This window comes from Craterilacuibacter sinensis (assembly GCF_009831765.1).
Lineage (GTDB): Bacteria > Pseudomonadota > Gammaproteobacteria > Burkholderiales > Chromobacteriaceae > Craterilacuibacter > Craterilacuibacter sinensis.
Map to the genome: position 1 here is coordinate 1 of NZ_WSSB01000006.1, position 16,382 is coordinate 16,382.

The following is a 16,382-nucleotide window of genomic DNA, read 5'->3' on the forward strand; positions in this document are numbered from 1 at the left end:
TAATCACCACGAGACAACAGATACAAGGGTGGGTTAGCCGCTGACAAGCGGCGTAACCCACCAAGGTATTGGTAATCAGCGTAGCCGCCGGTGAGTTACACCCTCCGGTTTGTCTACCCCGCTCCTGCGAGATTTAATCCGGATTGGTCCAGTACAGTTCGGAGCGCTTGCAATCGGAACATTCGCGATAGAAAAGCTTGCCGTCCTTGCGGATGCGTTCCCGGTGCCCATCAATCGCGCAGCCTGTCTGTATCGGGGTATTGCCGTCACATTCCTTGCACTTGAAGTAGTAGCCGTATTTTCCGTAGCTAATAGCCAAGGTTTTTCCTTGGCAGTGGCGGCAGCTTATTTCAATGGGGGCGGGAAGTTCCGGTTTGATTGTTACAGGGGCTGCCTGTTGTTCTGGAACGGAAGCAATGGCAGGTACAGCAGGTCTGGGCGTAAATGTCTTGGCGGCTGATGTGTGTTGCGGAATATGCAAGGCTGCCATTTGACGTGCAATGCCTTCCAGTGTTTCCGAACTCACCATTTTGGCGACGGAACCTATCGCGCCAATAATGCCTTCCTGCTCAATGGCACGCTCGCGGGCTTTCTTGAAATCGTCGGCCTTGATAATGGCGCGGGTGTCGAATTTTTTCGGGCGGTCGATGCGGGTGCCGGGACTGACGAGTATGAATGATGAAAATGAAGGCATCAGACGCAGGCCTAATCGTGTCGGCCACTCTATTTGTTGGACTGCATCTTTCAGTACCGAGATGTGGCGTTCATTTTGTGCGAGCGGAGATGGCATGCCTTCATGGGTTTTTTTGTAACTGTTCCAGCGCATAAACTCCCCGTCCTCGGTGATTTTCATCGAGTCCTTGAGGTGCTTGGTTTCCAGTACATAAATTTCCAGCATGCGATCTATCAGCAAGTGGTCGATCTGGGCGACTCGGCCATTGATTTCCAGTCTCAGATCATGGATCACGGCCACATTTTTTGAAGTAGTAAAGTCGAAATCGAGCAAATAGGCTGCTTCTTTTTCGCCCTTGATGCCGGCACGCATGATGCGGAGTTTTTCTTCGATGCGGGTCTTGGTCTTGGGATCTGCCTTGCCAAGCAGATTCTCCAGTTGGGCAAGTAGGGGCTGTTTGTCGTCGGTAGACTTGATGAGCATATGCTTGGGCTACGTAGATATTTCTATGGCATTCTACTCGCGCGGCAGGATGATGTCTTTGGGTTATCTCCCTGAGCGCAATGGAGCGAGGGAATGCGGGCAGGGTCATGGTCTCGATAAAAGATGTGACCGAAAAAGGTGACCCGCAGCCACTTCGCAACCCCGCACCAACGGCGCCCGCCAATACGCCTCGCGCCTGCGCTACACCTCTCGTCCTGATTGAAAATATCACCACGCTGTTTAAGTCCCTCTGTTAATTAGCTTTTCCTAATATATAAACGTCGTTGCTTTACATTCACATGTATGAAATGTAAATATGTCGTGCAGGGCATGGCAAAGTGCCGGCATCAGGCATGGCCATGCTGCTGATTCGTGAAAAACAAGGGGAAATCATCAATGTTGTCAATCAAGTATGTACACGGTGGTGTGTTGTCTGCCGTGATCTGGTCTGCATCGCAAGGCGTGATGGCCGCAACTGCACCACTGGCGGCGGGAGCGGTGGCGGCACCGGATCAGTATGGCGCGCAGGTGGCCGAGCAGATTCTGAAAGCCGGTGGCAATGCGGTGGATGCGGCGGTGGCGACCGCGTTTGCGCTGGCCGTGACCTATCCGGAAGCCGGCAATATCGGTGGCGGCGGTTTCATGACCATCTACCACAACGGTAAACCCTATTTCCTCGACTATCGCGAGGTGGCGCCCAAGGCGGCGACCCGCAATATGTATCTGGATGCCAAGGGCGAGGTGATCGAGAACCTGAGCCTGGTCGGCGCCCGCGCTGCCGGCGTGCCCGGCACGGTGATGGGGCTGTGGGATGCGCATCAGCGCTTTGGCAAACTGAAGTGGGCCGAGCTTATCAAGCCGGCGATCCACTTTGCCGAGCAGGGTTTTGTCGTGGCGCCGGGGCAGTTCCAGTACCGCGAGGATGCGGTGAAGTTCTTCGGCGACAAGACCAACTTCGCAAGCTATTTTGGCGCGATGAAAGCCGGCGAGACCTTCCGCCAGCCAGAGCTGGCCGAAACGCTGCGCCGTATCTCGAAATACGGTGCCAAAGATTTCTATCAGGGCAAGACGGCCGGCTTGCTGGTGGCGCAGATGAAGGCGGACAACGGCCTGATTTCTGCTGCCGACCTGCGTGACTACCGCGCCAAGTGGCGCGAGCCGATCAAGATCAGCTGGCGCGGCAATAAGGTCTACACGGCACCACCGCCCAGCTCCGGCGGGATTGCCCTGCAGCAACTGCTGACCATCAAGGAAAACCGTGCCGCCGACTTTAAGGGTGTGGCGCACAATTCGGCACAATACATCCACCTGCTGTCCGAGATTGAAAAGCGCGTGTTTGCCGACCGCGCCGATTATCTGGGCGACCCGGACTTCTCCAAAGTGCCGGTGAAGCAGCTGACCGACAACGCCTATCTGGCCCGTCGTGCCGCGGAAGTCAATCCTAAGGCCATTTCGCCGACCGAGAAGGTGAAGCCGGGTCTGGAAACACGCCAGACCACGCATTTCTCCATCGTCGACAAGTGGGGCAATGCGGTAGGCAACACCTATACGCTGAACTGGGACTTCGGCAGCGGCGTGGTGGTGAAGGGTGCGGGCTTTTTGCTGAACGACGAGATGGATGACTTCAGTGCCAAGCCGGGCGTGGCTAACGCCTTTGGCGTGGTGGGCAAGGACGCCAACGCGATCGAGCCGGGCAAGCGCATGCTGTCGTCGATGAGCCCGACCATCGTGACGCGCGATGGCAAGGTGGCAATGGTGCTGGGCACGCCGGGCGGCTCGCGCATCTTTACCTCCATCTTCCAGGTGCTGAACAATGTGTACGACTACAATATGCCGCTGCAGCAGGCCGTGGCAGCGCAGCGCGTACACCATCAGCTGCTGCCCAAGGACACGATCTTCTTTGATGCCTATGCACCGCTCGCGGGCAAGCAGGCCGAAGAGCTGAAGGCCATGGGTTACACGCTGGAAGACCAAGGCTGGAATATGGGCGACATCCAGGCGATCCGCATTAACGGCAACATGCCTGAAACCGCATCCGATCCGCGCGGTCGTGGCGTTGGCCGTATCGTGAAGTAATTGCCGGCATGATTCCGGATGTGCTGCGGCATGTCCGGGAGGGCTTGCGGTTTATTGCACGCCCTGTACCACAAATGAAGAAGGCCCGCCTGCCATCACGGCAGGCGGGCCTTGCTGATGTGGCTGTTACTTGACACCGTGACCGATGGCGCCGCCGATGGCTGCACCGCCTACGGTGCCCAGCGTGCCGCCATTCGTCAGTACCGAGCCTGCGACACCGCCGATGGCGGCACCAACGGCGGCATTTTTTTGCTTCTGGCTCATGCCGGCACAGCCTGCCATGCTTGCGGCTAGGGTGAGGATCAGTAGCGAGCGGGTGAGCGTGGTTTTCATGATTGGTACTCCTGGGTAGCGGGTAGGATGGATAAGCCTGTGCCCGGCGGCATCCATCCTTTTGCCCGGTTTGTATCGTCCTGGTGAATGAAGCCTGCCGCCAATCATGGATGCAAGTGCCGTATATGGCCAGACATCAGGCGTAAGGCTGGGCATGGACGATAAAAATGAAAGAGAGCGACATCCTTCGCCAGGTTCGCATCCCGTCATTGTGCGCTCAAGCATAAAAGCTTGAACGACAGAGGCGTGCTTGCCAGTGCACGGTCGGTGTCGCATGGCCGTTTGTTTTGTTGTAGCCCGTGCCTGCCTTTTTGCACCCTGCAAGCTTGTCTGTGTGTTGCGGGTATCGTGCTCACGCGCTGTGTTGGCGCCTGATTAGTTGATATGGGTAATTGCTTGTCTTTCTTTAGCCTGATTTGTAAAATCGGCAGCCCGAATGCTTTTGTTTTTTGCCCGTCTGTATGTCGCAATGCCAATCTTGTGGCGCTTGCTGCGCCAGTTTTCGCGTGTCTTTTTATTGGGCCGAAACCAGTGATGGTGGCGGCACTGTCCCAGCCGAACTCACCGAAGAACTTGATCCATGGCGCCGTTGCATGCGCGGCACCTGGTCGGATCTTCCCTTATGTGTGGCTTTGCAAGGCGAGGTCGGCACACAGGTGTCGTGTGCCATTTATCCGGACCGGCCGTCGACTTGCCATGATGTGCGCGAAGGTGATGCGCAGTGCCTGCGTGCACGTGAACGCTGGGGCTTAAGCGTCCCGCAGCTTATCTCTGCATAGCAAGGACGGTTTTGCTGCGCTCAGTTGAACCCGCTGACAGAAGGGTGCCTGTGCGCGTATAGGGCAGGTGCGTCTTTATTTGCAGCGGTTCAGGCTGGCATCGGTACCCAGGTATTGCGCCAGCGCATTTTGCATGGCGCTGCTGGTGTTGCCGAAGGTTTTGACGCTGCAGTCGCTTTGGAATACGTAGCCTGCCAGATCCCGTGTTTTGGGGCTGTAAAAGATCGCGGCATTATTGTCAAAGCAGTTGTGCTGCTCGCACATGCTGTAGAGGTAATAGGTCTGGCCGTTCAGGGTGAGTTTTTCGCCCGGCGATTGCGGCCCCGAGGCCAGCGCGGCGTAGTTGCCCGGCTGGATTTTCTCGATTTCTTTCTTGATGCTGATAGCGAGGCCGCGCTCCTGTCTGATGACATCGAACAGATAGGCCTGATAGCGGTCTGCGGCATGTGCGCAGGTGGCAAGGCCGGCCAGAAGCAGCCCCAAGATGAGCGGATACTTCATGCTGCGTTCCTTGTGGGGTGGGGATGGCACCGCTGGCGGCGCCATCAGGCTTTAAAAGCTGGCAACGTCCTTTTCCAGCTCGCTTAGCAAGGAGGTCGGCCCGGCAATGCGGGCGTCCGGCAGGCAAGCGACTTTCGGATTCTTGTCCGGATAATCGAGCAGATGCAGGAAGTGGCGGATGCAGTTAAGGCGTGCCCGCTTCTTGTCGTCGGATTTGATGACGGTCCAGGGCGCGTCGGCGGTGTCGGTATGGAAGAACATGGCCTTTTTGGCTGCGGTGTAATCGTCCCATTTATCCAGCGACTGGATGTCGATAGGCGACAGTTTCCAGTGCTTGAGCGGGTCGTCGCGGCGCGAGACAAAGCGGCGCAACTGTTCTTCGCGACTGACCGAGAACCAGAATTTGAATAGCCGGATACCGCTATTGACCAGCATGCGTTCGATTTGCGGAGTCTGGCGCATGAATTCCAGGTATTCGGTCGGGCTGCAAAAGCCCATCACCCGCTCGACGCCGGCGCGGTTATACCAGGAGCGGTCAAAAAACACGATCTCGCCTGCCGTTGGCAGGTTTTGCACGTAGCGCTGGAAATACCATTGCCCGCGCTCGACTTCGGTCGGCTTTTCCAGTGCCACCACCCGCGCGCCGCGCGGATTCAGGTGTTCCATATAGCGCTTGATGGTGCCGCCTTTACCGGCGGCATCGCGCCCTTCGAACAGGACGACGATTTTCTGCCCGCTTTCGCGTACCCAGTTCTGCACCTTCAACAGCTCGATTTGCAGCTCGGCCTTTTGCCGTTCGTATTCGGCGCGGCGCATGCGCGTGCGGTAAGGGTAGTCAGCCGGTAGCGGCGCTTCGGTGCTGTCCTCGCTGCTGCCTGGTGGTGCCTTGGCTACCAGCGTGGCGATCGGTGCATGGCTGATGGCTTCTATATCCCTGATCGACTGCTCATGCGCTTTTTGCGTGGCGCTTGCGGTCGGCGTGCGCGGTTTGCGGGGGGCGCGGGCAGGTTTGGCTGGCGGCGTGGCCGCGGCCATGTCCCCGGCCGGCACGTCGGTGATGGGAGGATTTGTTTTCTGGGTCATGAGTGGACCTCTTCCTTTGATGATCTTGTTTGCCATCCATGATGCTAGCATGGTTTTTTGTGTGGTGACGCGGGAAAACGGGGCGCAAATTGCAGTACTCGGAAAGAATCGTCTGATCGGTTACAATTCCCCGATTCGACGTTTGCAACAGACATTCAAAATGAGCACGGAACACAGCGCACCAGTTGTCAGTAACTTCATTCGGTCCACTATCGACGCGGATCTGGCGTCGGGCAAGCACGCGTCCATCGTGACCCGCTTCCCGCCCGAGCCCAATGGCTACCTGCACGTCGGTCACGCCAAGTCCATCTGCCTGAACTTCGGTCTGGCCGAAGACTATGCCGGCAAGTGCCATCTGCGCATGGACGATACCAACCCCGAGAAAGAGTCGGACGAGTATGTGCAGGCGATCAAGGAAGGCGTCGAGTGGCTGGGCTTCAAGTGGGACGGCCATGTGCGCTTTGCTTCCGACTATTTCGATGCGTTGTACGATTACGCGCTGGAGCTGATTGCTTCGGGCAAGGCGTTTGTCGATGATTTGTCAGCCGAAGAAATGCGCGCCTATCGCGGCAGCCTGACCGAGCCCGGTCGTGAAAGCCCGTACCGTACCCGTTCGGTCGAGGAAAACCTCGACCTGTTCACCCGCATGAAAGCCGGCGAATTCGCCGACGGCAGCAAGACGCTGCGCCTGAAGATCGATATGAGCTCGGGCAACGTCAATCTGCGTGACCCGGTGATCTACCGCATTCGCCGTGCCCATCACCACCGTACAGGTGACAAGTGGTGCATCTACCCGATGTACGATTACACCCATTGCATCTCCGACGCGCTGGAGGGCATCACCCACAGCCTGTGTACGCTGGAATTTGAAGACCACCGTCCGCTGTACGACTGGGTGCTGGACAATATCTCCATCGCTTGCCATCCGCGCCAGTATGAATTCTCGCGTCTGGAGCTGATGTATGCGCTGACGTCCAAGCGCAAGCTCAACCAGCTGGTCGTCGATGGCGTGGTATCCGGCTGGGACGACCCGCGCATGCCGACCATCGCCGGCATGCGTCGCCGCGGCATGAGCCCGGAGGGGATCCGCCTGTTTGCGCAGCGTATCGGCGTGTCGCGTAGTGAAAACGTGGTCGATATGAGCATCCTCGAAGGCGCGGTGCGCGATACGCTGGAAGGCGAATCGCCACGCGTGATGGCGGTGGTGAATCCGCTCAAGGTCACGCTGACCAACTTCGACGCCGCACTTGCCGGCAGCCGCAGCGCACCTTTCCATCCCAAGCACCCCGAGCTTGGCGAGCGTGATGTGCCGCTGTCGCGCGAAATCTGGATCGAGCGTGACGACTTTGCCGCCGTGCCGCCGCCAAAATGGCAGCGCCTGATCGAGGGCGGCGAAGTCCGTCTGCGCTACAGCTATGTGGTCAAGTGTGACGAAGTCGTGACCGATGCGTCCGGCGAGATCACCGAACTGCGTTGCAGCATCGATTACGATACGCTGGGTAAAAATCCGGAGGGGCGCAAGGTCAAGGGCGTGATCCACTGGGTATCGGCCGAACATGCGCTGGAAGCCGAAGTGCGCTGGTATGACCGCCTGTTCACCGAAGCACGCCCCGATGCGGTGCGTGGCGAAGATGGCGAATATGTCGACTTCCGTCACTTCCTGAGTGAAAACTCGCTGAAGACGATTACCGCCTATGTCGAGCCGGCTGTGAAAGACGCCGCGCCTGAAACGCGTTACCACTTCGAGCGCGTGGGCTACTTTGTGACCGACCGCATCGATCATGTGGCAGGCGGCAAGCCGGTATTCAACCGCACCGTGGGCCTGAAAGACACCTGGGCCAAATAAGTTGTAGCGCTGGCCGCTGCTATCCGTAGCGGCTGCAACAGACGGCAGGGCGATATGCTCCTGCCGGTTTTCTTGAAGTAAAAAAGACAGGTTTTAACATCATGCTGAGCCTCTATAACACCCTGACCCGACAGAAAGAAGTCTTCCAACCGATCGAACCTGGCAAGGTACGCATGTATGTGTGCGGGATGACGGTGTACGACCTCTGTCACATCGGGCATGCACGGATGTTGGCGGCGTTTGATGTGATCTATCGTTGGATGCAGGCCTCCGGCTACGACGTAACCTATGTGCGCAATATCACCGATATCGACGACAAGATCATCAAGCGGGCGGCCGAGCGCGGCATCCTGCCGCAGGAACTGGTCGAGGGTACGATTGCCGACATGCATCAGGATGCGGCTGCGCTGGGCTTGCTGCCGCCGACGTTCGAGCCGCGCGCGACCCAGCACGTTGCGGGCATGATCGCGATGATCGAGCAGCTGATCGCCAACAACAAGGCCTATGCCGCCGCCAATGGTGACGTTTACTATGCCGTGCGCGAGTTTGAAGGTTACGGCAAGCTGTCCGGCAAAAAGCTGGATGATATGCGTGCCGGCGAGCGTATCGAGGTTGACCCGTTCAAGCGCGACCCGATGGACTTTGTGTTGTGGAAAGCGGCCAAGCCGGGCGAGCCATCCTGGACCAGTCCGTGGGGCGAGGGGCGTCCGGGCTGGCATATCGAATGCTCGGTGATGAGCTGCTTCCATCTGGGCGAGCATTTCGATATCCACGGTGGTGGCGAAGACCTGCAATTCCCGCACCACGAAAACGAAATTGCCCAGTCCGAGGGCGCGCATGGCCACCAGTACGTCAACTACTGGCTGCATAACGGCTTTATCAACGTCGACGGCACCAAGATGTCCAAGAGTCTGGGCAACTTCTTCACCATCCGTGATGTGCTGCAGCATTTCGATGGCGAAGTCGTGCGCTTCTTTATCGTGCGCAGCCACTATCGCAGCCCGGTCAACTTTACCGACGGCATCCTGCATGATGCGCGCCAGGGGCTGACCCGTCTGTATACCGCCTTGCGTGATCTGGATCTGCCTGCCTCTGCCGGCATCGACTGGAACCAGCCGTATGCGGCACGCTTCAAGGCGGCGATGGATGACGATTTCAACACCTCGGAAGCTGTTGCCGTATTGTTCGAACTGGCAGGTGAAGTCAACAAGAACAAGGATGCCGTGCTGGCGCGCCTGATGAAGGATCTGGCCGGTTTGCTGGGCCTGCTGCAACGCGAGCCCGAGGCCTTCCTGCAAGGGGGTGTCGGCGAGGAGGCTATTTCGGCCGAGGCTATCGATGCCTTGATCGTGGCGCGTCGCGATGCGCGCGCAGCCAGAAACTGGGCCGAGTCCGACCGCATTCGTGACGAGCTGACCGCCAAGGGCATCGTGCTGGAAGACAGCGCCGGCACCACCACCTGGCGTCGTGCCTGACTTGTTTTGCCCTGCTGTGGCGGCGTGCCGTCGCAGCAGGCTTGTCAAGCCTTGCTAAAGCGCGGATAATCCCCGCTTTCTCCAAGCAGTGCAGGCAAAACCCCTGCACCCGTAACCCAAGGAAATATGATGAAACCAGAAATCCACCCGAATTACAAAGACCTGTCGGTAACTTGCTCTTGCGGCAACCAGTTCACCACCAAGTCCACCATGGCTAAAGACGCATTCACGATCGAAGTTTGCTCGCAGTGCCACCCGTTCTACACCGGCAAGCAGAAGATTGTTGACACCGCAGGCCGTGTTGACCGCTTCAACCAGCGTTTCAGCAACTTCTACAAGCGTTAATCGCTGGCAGAATGTATGCAGTCAAAGGCAGCCTAGGCTGCCTTTTTCATTTTCTGTTACCCTGATTTTTTCCCTGCCTCCTATGGCCAGGCTCGCAAATGCTGACCTACACCCCGAATCATGACAATACGGCCCCGGTGCCGACCGAACGGCCATGGCTGTTGCTGTTGCTGACCTTTATCTGGCTGTGGCCGGGCATACTCGGACACGACCCGTGGCGGCCGGATGAGCCGTGGGTAACGGCGGTGGTGCAGCAGATGCTGGCCAGCGGCAATTATCTGGTGCCGGCGCTGGACGGCAAGGCTTTCTTGCGCGACGCCCCGCTGTATTACTGGCTGGGCGCCGTGTTTGCCAAGCTGTTTTCGCCATGGCTATTGCCTGTGCATGACGCCATCCGGCTGGCGACGCCGTTTTGCATGGCGGCCGGTCTTGCTTTTGCCGGTGGGGCCGGGCGCGAGCTGATCGGCCGCCGCCATGGCCGCAGTGTGGTGCTGATTCTGATCGGCTGCTTTGGCCTGATCGTGACCGGGCACGAGATGAATCCGGTCGTCGCCGGCTTTGCCGGCTTTGCCGCTGCCTTTTACGCCTTGACGCTGGCGCTGCGTGCTCCTGCATTGGGTGGTGCTTTGCTGGGTCTGGCCAGCGTCTGGCTGCTGCTGTCGACCAGCGCATTCGAAGTCGCACTGGTGTGGCTTTTGGCGCTAAGCCTGCCGGTATTTGCTGCATGGCGCAGCAGGCGTCACGCCATTACGCTGTTGATGGCATTGCTGATTGCCGTACCTTTGTGCTCGCTGTGGCTGATCGGCTTTAAAAGTAGCCATCCTCTGGCCTTCCAGTTGTGGCTGGATGCGTTTGCGCTGGGCCCGTTCAACGGCTTTGCCCGACTCGCCTTTTTCCATGAGCCCGGTTACTACTCCAAGACCGTGCTGTGGTATGCCTTCCCCGCCTGGCCCTTGGCCATGTGGACGCTGTATCGCAGTTACCGCATCCAGCGTTTTAAGCGGCCGATGATACAGTTGCCGCTGCTTGCCTTTGCGGTGAGCATGCTGGTACTGACCCTGTCCAGTCGCCAGTCCAGCGAGTCGGCCTTGCCCTTGCTGTTGCCGCTGGCGGTCTTGGCTGCGGCCGAGCTGGATACCCTGCGTCGCGGGGCGGCTGCTTTTCTTAACTGGTTTGGTCTGATGACTTTTGGCCTGTTCGGCCTTTTGGTGTGGCTGGGCTGGCTGGCGATGAACTTCGGCTGGCCCGAGCGCCTGGCCGGACGCGCGCACTATTTCAGTCCTTACTATGTGCCGTATATCTCGTTTATCGCGGCCGGTTTTGCCTTGCTGGCGACCCTGGGCTGGTTATGGGCGGTGACGCGACGCCATTTGCGCGGACGTCAGGCCGTCACCAACTGGGCCGCCGGCATCACCTTGTTCTGGGGTCTGGGCATGACCTTATGGCTGCCCTGGCTGGATGCCGCCAAGAGCTACCGGCCGGTGGTCGATAAAATGATGGTGGTGCTGCCGGATGATGTGCAGTGTGTAGCCACCGACAGCCGTAACAGCATGGCACGCCTGAGCTGGCGGTATTATGCCGGCCTCGAGCTCAAGCCTTATATCGCGGGTGAAACCCCGCCTTGTGACTGGCAACTGGTGGTGCGTACGCGCGATGAAGGCTTGGCCGAGCCGGGCTGGCAGGTGCTATGGAGCGGTTCACGACCACGCGACAAGGATGAGCAATACGGTCTGCTCAGGCGTCAGCCCTGAGCGTTTTAGTCAGATGTTTATATGAAGGGCGGCACGCTGTGCCGCCCTTTTTTTGTCTGAAAAGAGGTCGTTTTGAGAGTGCTTGGCCTCTGAAATGGTCCGCGGCAGAGTCCGTTCACAGTCTATATTTTTGTTTTTGATTTTAATGAGGCTGCAAATTTAAACTTTTTAATTTACAATCTGCGACCAAATTGCCATTGGCATTTTTTCTGGCGATTTTAATAACAAAAAGGAGAAGGTCGTGAAGTATCTGAAATTGACAGCCGTGCTGCTGCTCAGTGGCTGTCTGGGCGGTGGTGGCGGTAATGGTGCTGAAGACGGCAAGCCGGGCAGAGAGGGTGTTGCACCCGTCCCGGTAGCGGGGCTGGATACTGCGGTAGATGCCTATTACCCCTATCAGCCGGTTGCTGAGGCGGTTGCCAGTGGTGACCCGGGCGACTTGCCGCTGGATGCGCATCAAGGCTTGCTGGCGGGGGCGCGTTTACTGGTGGAAAACGCCAGGCAGAACCAGTTGCGCCTGCTTGAACCGATGCTGCAGGGTGATGTGCAGCAGGGCTATGACTTTGGCGGTAATAGCCGCCAAGTCTGGCCTGCCAGCGATAATGCGGCACCTTTGGTGATTGCCGACAATGGGGCGGTGCTGGCTGCGATGGCCGAGGTTGGCAGCGGACGTGCTATCGCCTGGGGCGGCGATGTATTGTGGAATATGGCGGATGCCGGCCGGGCGCAGCAGGGATATTTCCCCTTGTTTAAGCGCAGCATGAACTGGCTGCTGACCGGGCGTGCAAGCGACGAGCGCTTGCCGGCCAAAGTGCGTTATGCCACGCATGCCTATTCCTCCGCCAATATGGCGGGCTTTCTTAAGCGTGCGGATAGCATTGCCGAGCCTGTTGCCTGTGCCGTGGCGCAGGAGAACAGCTGCTGGCAGGACATCGATCTGTTTGTTTTCGGGCAGGGCAGTACGAACACCGAAGCGGCTGCTGCACAGGTGAAAAAATATCTGGCGGCCGGCAAGTCGGTGCTGTATGTGCAGTCCAACTGGAATTACGGCGCGCAGCAGATCCCGGCCGCCATGGGGCTGACGCTTAGCCCTGACTATGGCGGGCAGTACTGGGCAGGCGGTGCAGTCGCCGCGACGCGGACGATGGCCCAGTCTTTGCAAAAAGTTGATAGCCGGGGGGCGTTCTCTTCGCGGATTGCGCTGATCGATGCACTGGCGAATGATGCCTTGCCTGCCGGGGATCTGAGTGGCCATATCGCGACACTGGATCGTATCGCGCAGGAAAAGAATGCTTACCAAAGCGCCGGCACGCCCTTGTTCGAGACGGCGTCGACCGATTTTCTGCGTTATGTGGTGCTGTGGGCCGATGTCTGGCGCCGTGAAATCGATTATGGCCCGCTCAACCGCAACGGCCAGCCCTCGAGTTTCTTGCGGGCACTGGCATCGGACTCCTGGTCGTTTGCCGTGCGTGCCAATACCAGTACACCTAAAACCTATGGTGACTGGATGCCGCAGGCAGTAGAAAACATCAGCCCGTCGCAAATCGATGAAGAGCTCGAGGTGACAATTGCACAAGCGGGCGGCAAAACGGCGATAGGTCGTGGCGCCTTGCCGGGCAAGGCCGTTCAGATCGAGGTGCTGGACGATGGGGGGGCCGGCTATCTGGGGGTGCGTATCGGTTTTATCCGTGCACGCGGCAATCCGCTATCCGACAACTACGACCGCGCACGTTATCCGGATGGTCATCAGGTCAAGCTCAAGTCAGGTCAGGTCAATACCGTCGTCTTTCCTTGGGGTGGCCCGTTGTTTCTGGACTACAGCGGCGCGACGGCCGGCAAGAGCGTGAAGCTGCGCATCAAGGGGGCCACCCGTTACGCCCATTTTGACTTTACCCGGCCTATCAGCGAGAGCGAGCAGGCCGATGCCGTGGCTGCGCTACAGCGTGGCGATTTTGGCTGGCAGACGGCCAAGTTCGAAGGCGGCGAAGTCCAGCAGACGATAGCCAAGGCCAAGGCGGTGATCGGCAATAAGGATCCGAAAACCTATGTACTGGATGAACTCAAGGGTCGGATCTTCGACAGCAACCATCTGGTCAATGGTTACAGCAATATGGCGATGTCGCCCAGGGTCGCCGAACTGTGTGCCCAATTCGGCTGGGAGTGTAGCGGCAGCAAGCAGCGCGCCCCTTCGGTCCAGCATTTTGTCGGCTGGCTGGCGCAATGCGGTTTCCTGTGTTCGGGCAATCCATCCGATGGTGCTGCCGGTCTGGCGCCGGGCTGGGGCTGGTGGCATGAACTGGGGCATAACACCGTGCCGCGCTCGCAAAAGCTGGTGTTTGAAGGCAAGGGCTGCGTCGTCGAGTGCGACAACAATATCCTGGCCAACGCCAGTGCCCTAAGGCAGTTCGCACTGACCGGCATTGATGTCAATGGTGACCGTATCGACCATAAGGCGCTATATGGTGCGGCCAAACGTTCGCTCGACAAGGGTTTGACGGGGTCGGCTTTGCAGCAGGATATGTATAACTGGTTCTGGATCGGTGGCGGGCAGAACCACAACGCCATGCGCGCCGTGCATTTCCAGCTGGCTTTCCTTTATGCCCAGGCGCGCCATGGCGAAGCACAGTCAGGTTTGCTGACCAGTCTCGAGTATTTCACCCTGCTGTCCAAGGGCGATCGTCTGGTAGCTAGTGCTTGGGATCCGCTCAATAAAAACAAGTATGCGATGGGCCGTTACGCAAACAACAGCATCAGCAACCACGAGCTGCTGTATGTGCTGTCGTCCAAGATCATCGGACGCGACCTGAGGCAGTTGTTCGAAATGTATGGCATTCCGTTATCGGCAACGGCGCTGGACTCGGTGGCCGATTTGAATCTGCCGCTGCAGGGCAAGGTGTTTTACGCGCTGGCACCGGGCAAGGGCAACCAGTTGTCTACCGGGCGCTGGCTGAATCTGGCCTCGGGCATGGATGTCTATCCGTTCTGATCCGTAATGCTTGTTGGCGTTAAGGGCGGCGTCAGCCGCCCTTCGGGAGTGGTCACGGAAGGCGGCTACTCCCCACTCTCCATTCACCATTGCAACTCGGGCAAGTCGCGATAGAGCGCCAGCGCGTCAGGATTGGCCAAGGCTGACACATTATTGACCGGTTCGCCGTGGATGATGTTGCGTACCGCCAGCTCGACGATTTTGCCGGACTGGGTGCGCGGAATATCGGCCACCGCAATAATGCGCGCCGGCACATGGCGCGGGCTGGCGCCGTCGCGGATCTGGCGGCGTATACGTTCGACCAGCGGGCTGTCCAGCGTTGCCGCTGCTTGCAGGCGTACGAACAGCACCACCCGCTCGTCGCCTTGCCAGCGCTGGCCGACGGCCAGGCTCTCGAGCACCTCGGGGATGGCTTCGACCTGGCGGTAGATTTCGGCGGTGCCGATACGTACGCCGCCCGGGTTCAGCACCGCATCCGAACGGCCATAGATGATCAGGCCGTCGTGGGCGGTGATCTCGGCATAGTCGCCATGGGCCCACAAGCCGGCAAAGCGGCCGAAATAGGCCTGATGGTAGCGCTTGCCTTGCGGATCGTTCCAGAAGCCGACCGGCATGGAGGGGAAGGGCTGGCGGCATACCAGTTCACCCTTTTGCCCGCGTAGCGACTTGCCCGCTTCATCCAGCACATCGACCGCCATGCCAAGGCCGCGGCATTGCAGCTCGCCTGCCCATACCGGCAGGCAGGCATTGCCCAGCGCAAAGCAGGACACGATATCGGTGCCGCCCGAGATCGAGGCCAGATTGATGTCGCGCTTGATATGGGCGTAAACCCAGTCAAAGCTCTCGGCTACCAGCGGCGAGCCGGTGGAGAAAACGGTGCGCAAGGCATCCAGATGCCAGTGTTCGGCCGGCTTGAGCTCCAGCTTGCGCAGACCGTCGATATATTTGGCCGAGGTGCCGAAGTGGCTGCAATGGTATTGCTCGGCATAGTCCCACAATACGCGGCCTTCGCCGGCAAAGGGCGAGCCGTCGTAAGTCAGCAAGGTGGCTCCGCTGGCAAGGCCCGATGCCAGCCAGTTCCACATCATCCAGCCGCAGGTCGTGAAATAGAACAGGGTGTCTCCGGCATGAATGTCGGCGTGCAGCTGGTGTTCTTTCAGGTGCTGCAGCAAGGTGCCGCCGTGGCCATGCACGATGCACTTGGGCTTGCCGGTGGTGCCGCTGGAGTAAAGGATAAAGAGCGGATGATTGAACGGCACGCGGGTATATTCGATGCTGCGCGCCGGATGCGCGGCAATAAAAGCCTGCAGCGTTTCAGCCTTGGCGACACCGGCGGCAAAAGCCTCGCCTTCACCCAGATAAGGCAGCACCACGACACGGCTGACGCTGGGCAGGGCGGCACTGATGGCGGCAACGCGCGGCGCAAGATCGATCGCCTTGCCGTTGTACCAGCAGCCATCGGGGCAAAACAGCAGCTTGGGCTCGGTCTGGCCGAAGCGGTCCAGACAGCCATCCAGCCCGAAATCGGTCGAACAACTGGTCCAGATCGCGCCCAGACTGGCGCAAGCCAGCATGGCAGCGATGGTTTCGGGTTGGTTGGTCACAAAACCGGCCACACGGTCACCGGGCCTGATGCCCATGCCGTGCATGGCTTGCTGCAGGCGCGAGACCAGCGCATTGAGCTCGCTATAGCGCATCTCGCGCTTGATCTTGTCTTCGCTCCAGAATACGCAGGCCAGCGCCTCATCATCACGGCGCAGCAGGTTTTCGGCGTAATTAAGCCGGGCTTCGGGGAAGAAGCGGGCGGATGCCATGCTGTCGCCGTGCTGCAAGATGGTTTTGCCCTTGTCGCCGATGACCTTGCTGTAGTCCCACAGCAGTGACCAGAAGGTTTCCGGCTGGTCGATGCTGGCCTGCCACAGGCTGGCATAGTCGGGGTAGGACGCGCCGCTGACCGACGCCATCAGGCGGGTGAACGCGGCCAGATGGCTGGCTGCGATGCGCTCGGGGCGCGGGCTCCATAGCGGGGTGTCCTGCATGCGTCTCTCCTG

Annotated in this window: 12 protein-coding genes; 7 read left to right on the forward strand and 5 right to left on the reverse strand. The window is 59.0% G+C overall.

Features of this window, described 5'->3' with window-relative positions; genetic code table 11:
* Positions 1–133 precede the first annotated feature (133 nt).
* Positions 134–1,156, reverse strand: a complete 1,023-nt coding sequence (locus GQF02_RS07670; protein ID WP_160796117.1) for a nuclease-related domain-containing protein — start codon at positions 1,154–1,156, stop codon at positions 134–136.
* Between the two features lie 396 nt (positions 1,157–1,552).
* Between GQF02_RS07670 and ggt the strand changes: the two genes are divergently transcribed.
* Complete coding sequence (gene ggt / locus GQF02_RS07675; RefSeq protein ID WP_235930111.1) at positions 1,553–3,232, forward strand: gamma-glutamyltransferase; 1,680 nt, start codon at positions 1,553–1,555, stop codon at positions 3,230–3,232.
* A 126-nt stretch (positions 3,233–3,358) separates the two neighbouring features.
* Here the strand turns inward: ggt and GQF02_RS07680 are convergent, their stop codons facing one another.
* Complete coding sequence (locus tag GQF02_RS07680) at positions 3,359–3,565, reverse strand: glycine zipper 2TM domain-containing protein (protein ID WP_160796119.1); 207 nt, start codon at positions 3,563–3,565, stop codon at positions 3,359–3,361.
* A gap of 461 nt (positions 3,566–4,026) precedes the next feature.
* Here GQF02_RS07680 and GQF02_RS07685 point away from each other — a divergent pair, with 461 nt between their 5' ends.
* The gene (locus GQF02_RS07685) at positions 4,027–4,344 is read left to right on the forward strand and encodes a YkgJ family cysteine cluster protein (protein ID WP_160796121.1); all 318 of its coding nucleotides are present in this window, start codon (positions 4,027–4,029) and stop codon (positions 4,342–4,344) included.
* Between the two features lie 75 nt (positions 4,345–4,419).
* Here GQF02_RS07685 and GQF02_RS07690 read toward each other — a convergent pair whose 3' ends face one another.
* Positions 4,420–4,845 (reverse strand): Ivy family c-type lysozyme inhibitor, encoded by a 426-nt coding sequence (locus tag GQF02_RS07690; protein WP_160796123.1) that lies wholly within the window; start codon positions 4,843–4,845, stop codon positions 4,420–4,422.
* 51 nt (positions 4,846–4,896) lie between these two features.
* On the reverse strand, positions 4,897–5,928 hold the full coding sequence (ppk2, locus tag GQF02_RS07695; RefSeq protein ID WP_124734307.1) for a polyphosphate kinase 2: 1,032 nt from the start codon (positions 5,926–5,928) through the stop codon (positions 4,897–4,899).
* 160 nt (positions 5,929–6,088) lie between these two features.
* Between ppk2 and GQF02_RS07700 the strand changes: the two genes are divergently transcribed.
* The 5 genes from GQF02_RS07700 (at position 6,089) to GQF02_RS07720 (ending at position 14,331) form a co-directional block, all read left to right on the forward strand.
* Positions 6,089–7,774, forward strand: a complete 1,686-nt coding sequence (locus GQF02_RS07700; protein WP_124734306.1) for a glutamine--tRNA ligase/YqeY domain fusion protein — start codon at positions 6,089–6,091, stop codon at positions 7,772–7,774.
* Positions 7,775–7,875: 101 nt separating this feature from the next.
* Positions 7,876–9,249: a cysteine--tRNA ligase gene (cysS, locus tag GQF02_RS07705; protein ID WP_160796125.1), complete on the forward strand. Its 1,374-nt coding sequence runs from the start codon at positions 7,876–7,878 to the stop codon at positions 9,247–9,249.
* A 129-nt stretch (positions 9,250–9,378) separates the two neighbouring features.
* Positions 9,379–9,594 (forward strand): 50S ribosomal protein L31, encoded by a 216-nt coding sequence (gene rpmE / locus GQF02_RS07710; protein ID WP_124734304.1) that lies wholly within the window; start codon positions 9,379–9,381, stop codon positions 9,592–9,594.
* 98 nt (positions 9,595–9,692) lie between these two features.
* Positions 9,693–11,345: an ArnT family glycosyltransferase gene (locus tag GQF02_RS07715; RefSeq protein ID WP_160796127.1), complete on the forward strand. Its 1,653-nt coding sequence runs from the start codon at positions 9,693–9,695 to the stop codon at positions 11,343–11,345.
* A 241-nt stretch (positions 11,346–11,586) separates the two neighbouring features.
* Complete coding sequence (locus GQF02_RS07720; RefSeq protein WP_160796129.1) at positions 11,587–14,331, forward strand: ImpA family metalloprotease; 2,745 nt, start codon at positions 11,587–11,589, stop codon at positions 14,329–14,331.
* A gap of 83 nt (positions 14,332–14,414) precedes the next feature.
* On the opposite strand, the gene GQF02_RS07725 is transcribed toward GQF02_RS07720, so the two are convergent.
* Positions 14,415–16,370: an acetoacetate--CoA ligase gene (locus GQF02_RS07725; RefSeq protein ID WP_160796131.1), complete on the reverse strand. Its 1,956-nt coding sequence runs from the start codon at positions 16,368–16,370 to the stop codon at positions 14,415–14,417.
* Between the last annotated feature and the right edge of the window lie 12 nt (positions 16,371–16,382).

What these genes read in the sequence shown, in the direction of transcription:
- ppk2 (WP_124734307.1), bottom strand. Translation starts at nt 5,928, where the DNA reads ATGACCCAGAAAACAAATCCTCCCATCACCGACGTGCCGGCCGGGGAC.
- GQF02_RS07715 (WP_160796127.1), top strand. Translation starts at nt 9,693, where the DNA reads ATGCTGACCTACACCCCGAATCATGACAATACGGCCCCGGTGCCGACC.
- GQF02_RS07685 (WP_160796121.1), top strand. Translation starts at nt 4,027, where the DNA reads ATGTCGCAATGCCAATCTTGTGGCGCTTGCTGCGCCAGTTTTCGCGTG.
- GQF02_RS07700 (WP_124734306.1), top strand. Translation starts at nt 6,089, where the DNA reads ATGAGCACGGAACACAGCGCACCAGTTGTCAGTAACTTCATTCGGTCC.
- GQF02_RS07725 (WP_160796131.1), bottom strand. Translation starts at nt 16,370, where the DNA reads ATGCAGGACACCCCGCTATGGAGCCCGCGCCCCGAGCGCATCGCAGCC.
- cysS (WP_160796125.1), top strand. Translation starts at nt 7,876, where the DNA reads ATGCTGAGCCTCTATAACACCCTGACCCGACAGAAAGAAGTCTTCCAA.
- GQF02_RS07680 (WP_160796119.1), bottom strand. Translation starts at nt 3,565, where the DNA reads ATGAAAACCACGCTCACCCGCTCGCTACTGATCCTCACCCTAGCCGCA.
- GQF02_RS07670 (WP_160796117.1), bottom strand. Translation starts at nt 1,156, where the DNA reads ATGCTCATCAAGTCTACCGACGACAAACAGCCCCTACTTGCCCAACTG.
- GQF02_RS07690 (WP_160796123.1), bottom strand. Translation starts at nt 4,845, where the DNA reads ATGAAGTATCCGCTCATCTTGGGGCTGCTTCTGGCCGGCCTTGCCACC.
- ggt (WP_235930111.1), top strand. Translation starts at nt 1,553, where the DNA reads ATGTTGTCAATCAAGTATGTACACGGTGGTGTGTTGTCTGCCGTGATC.
- rpmE (WP_124734304.1), top strand. Translation starts at nt 9,379, where the DNA reads ATGAAACCAGAAATCCACCCGAATTACAAAGACCTGTCGGTAACTTGC.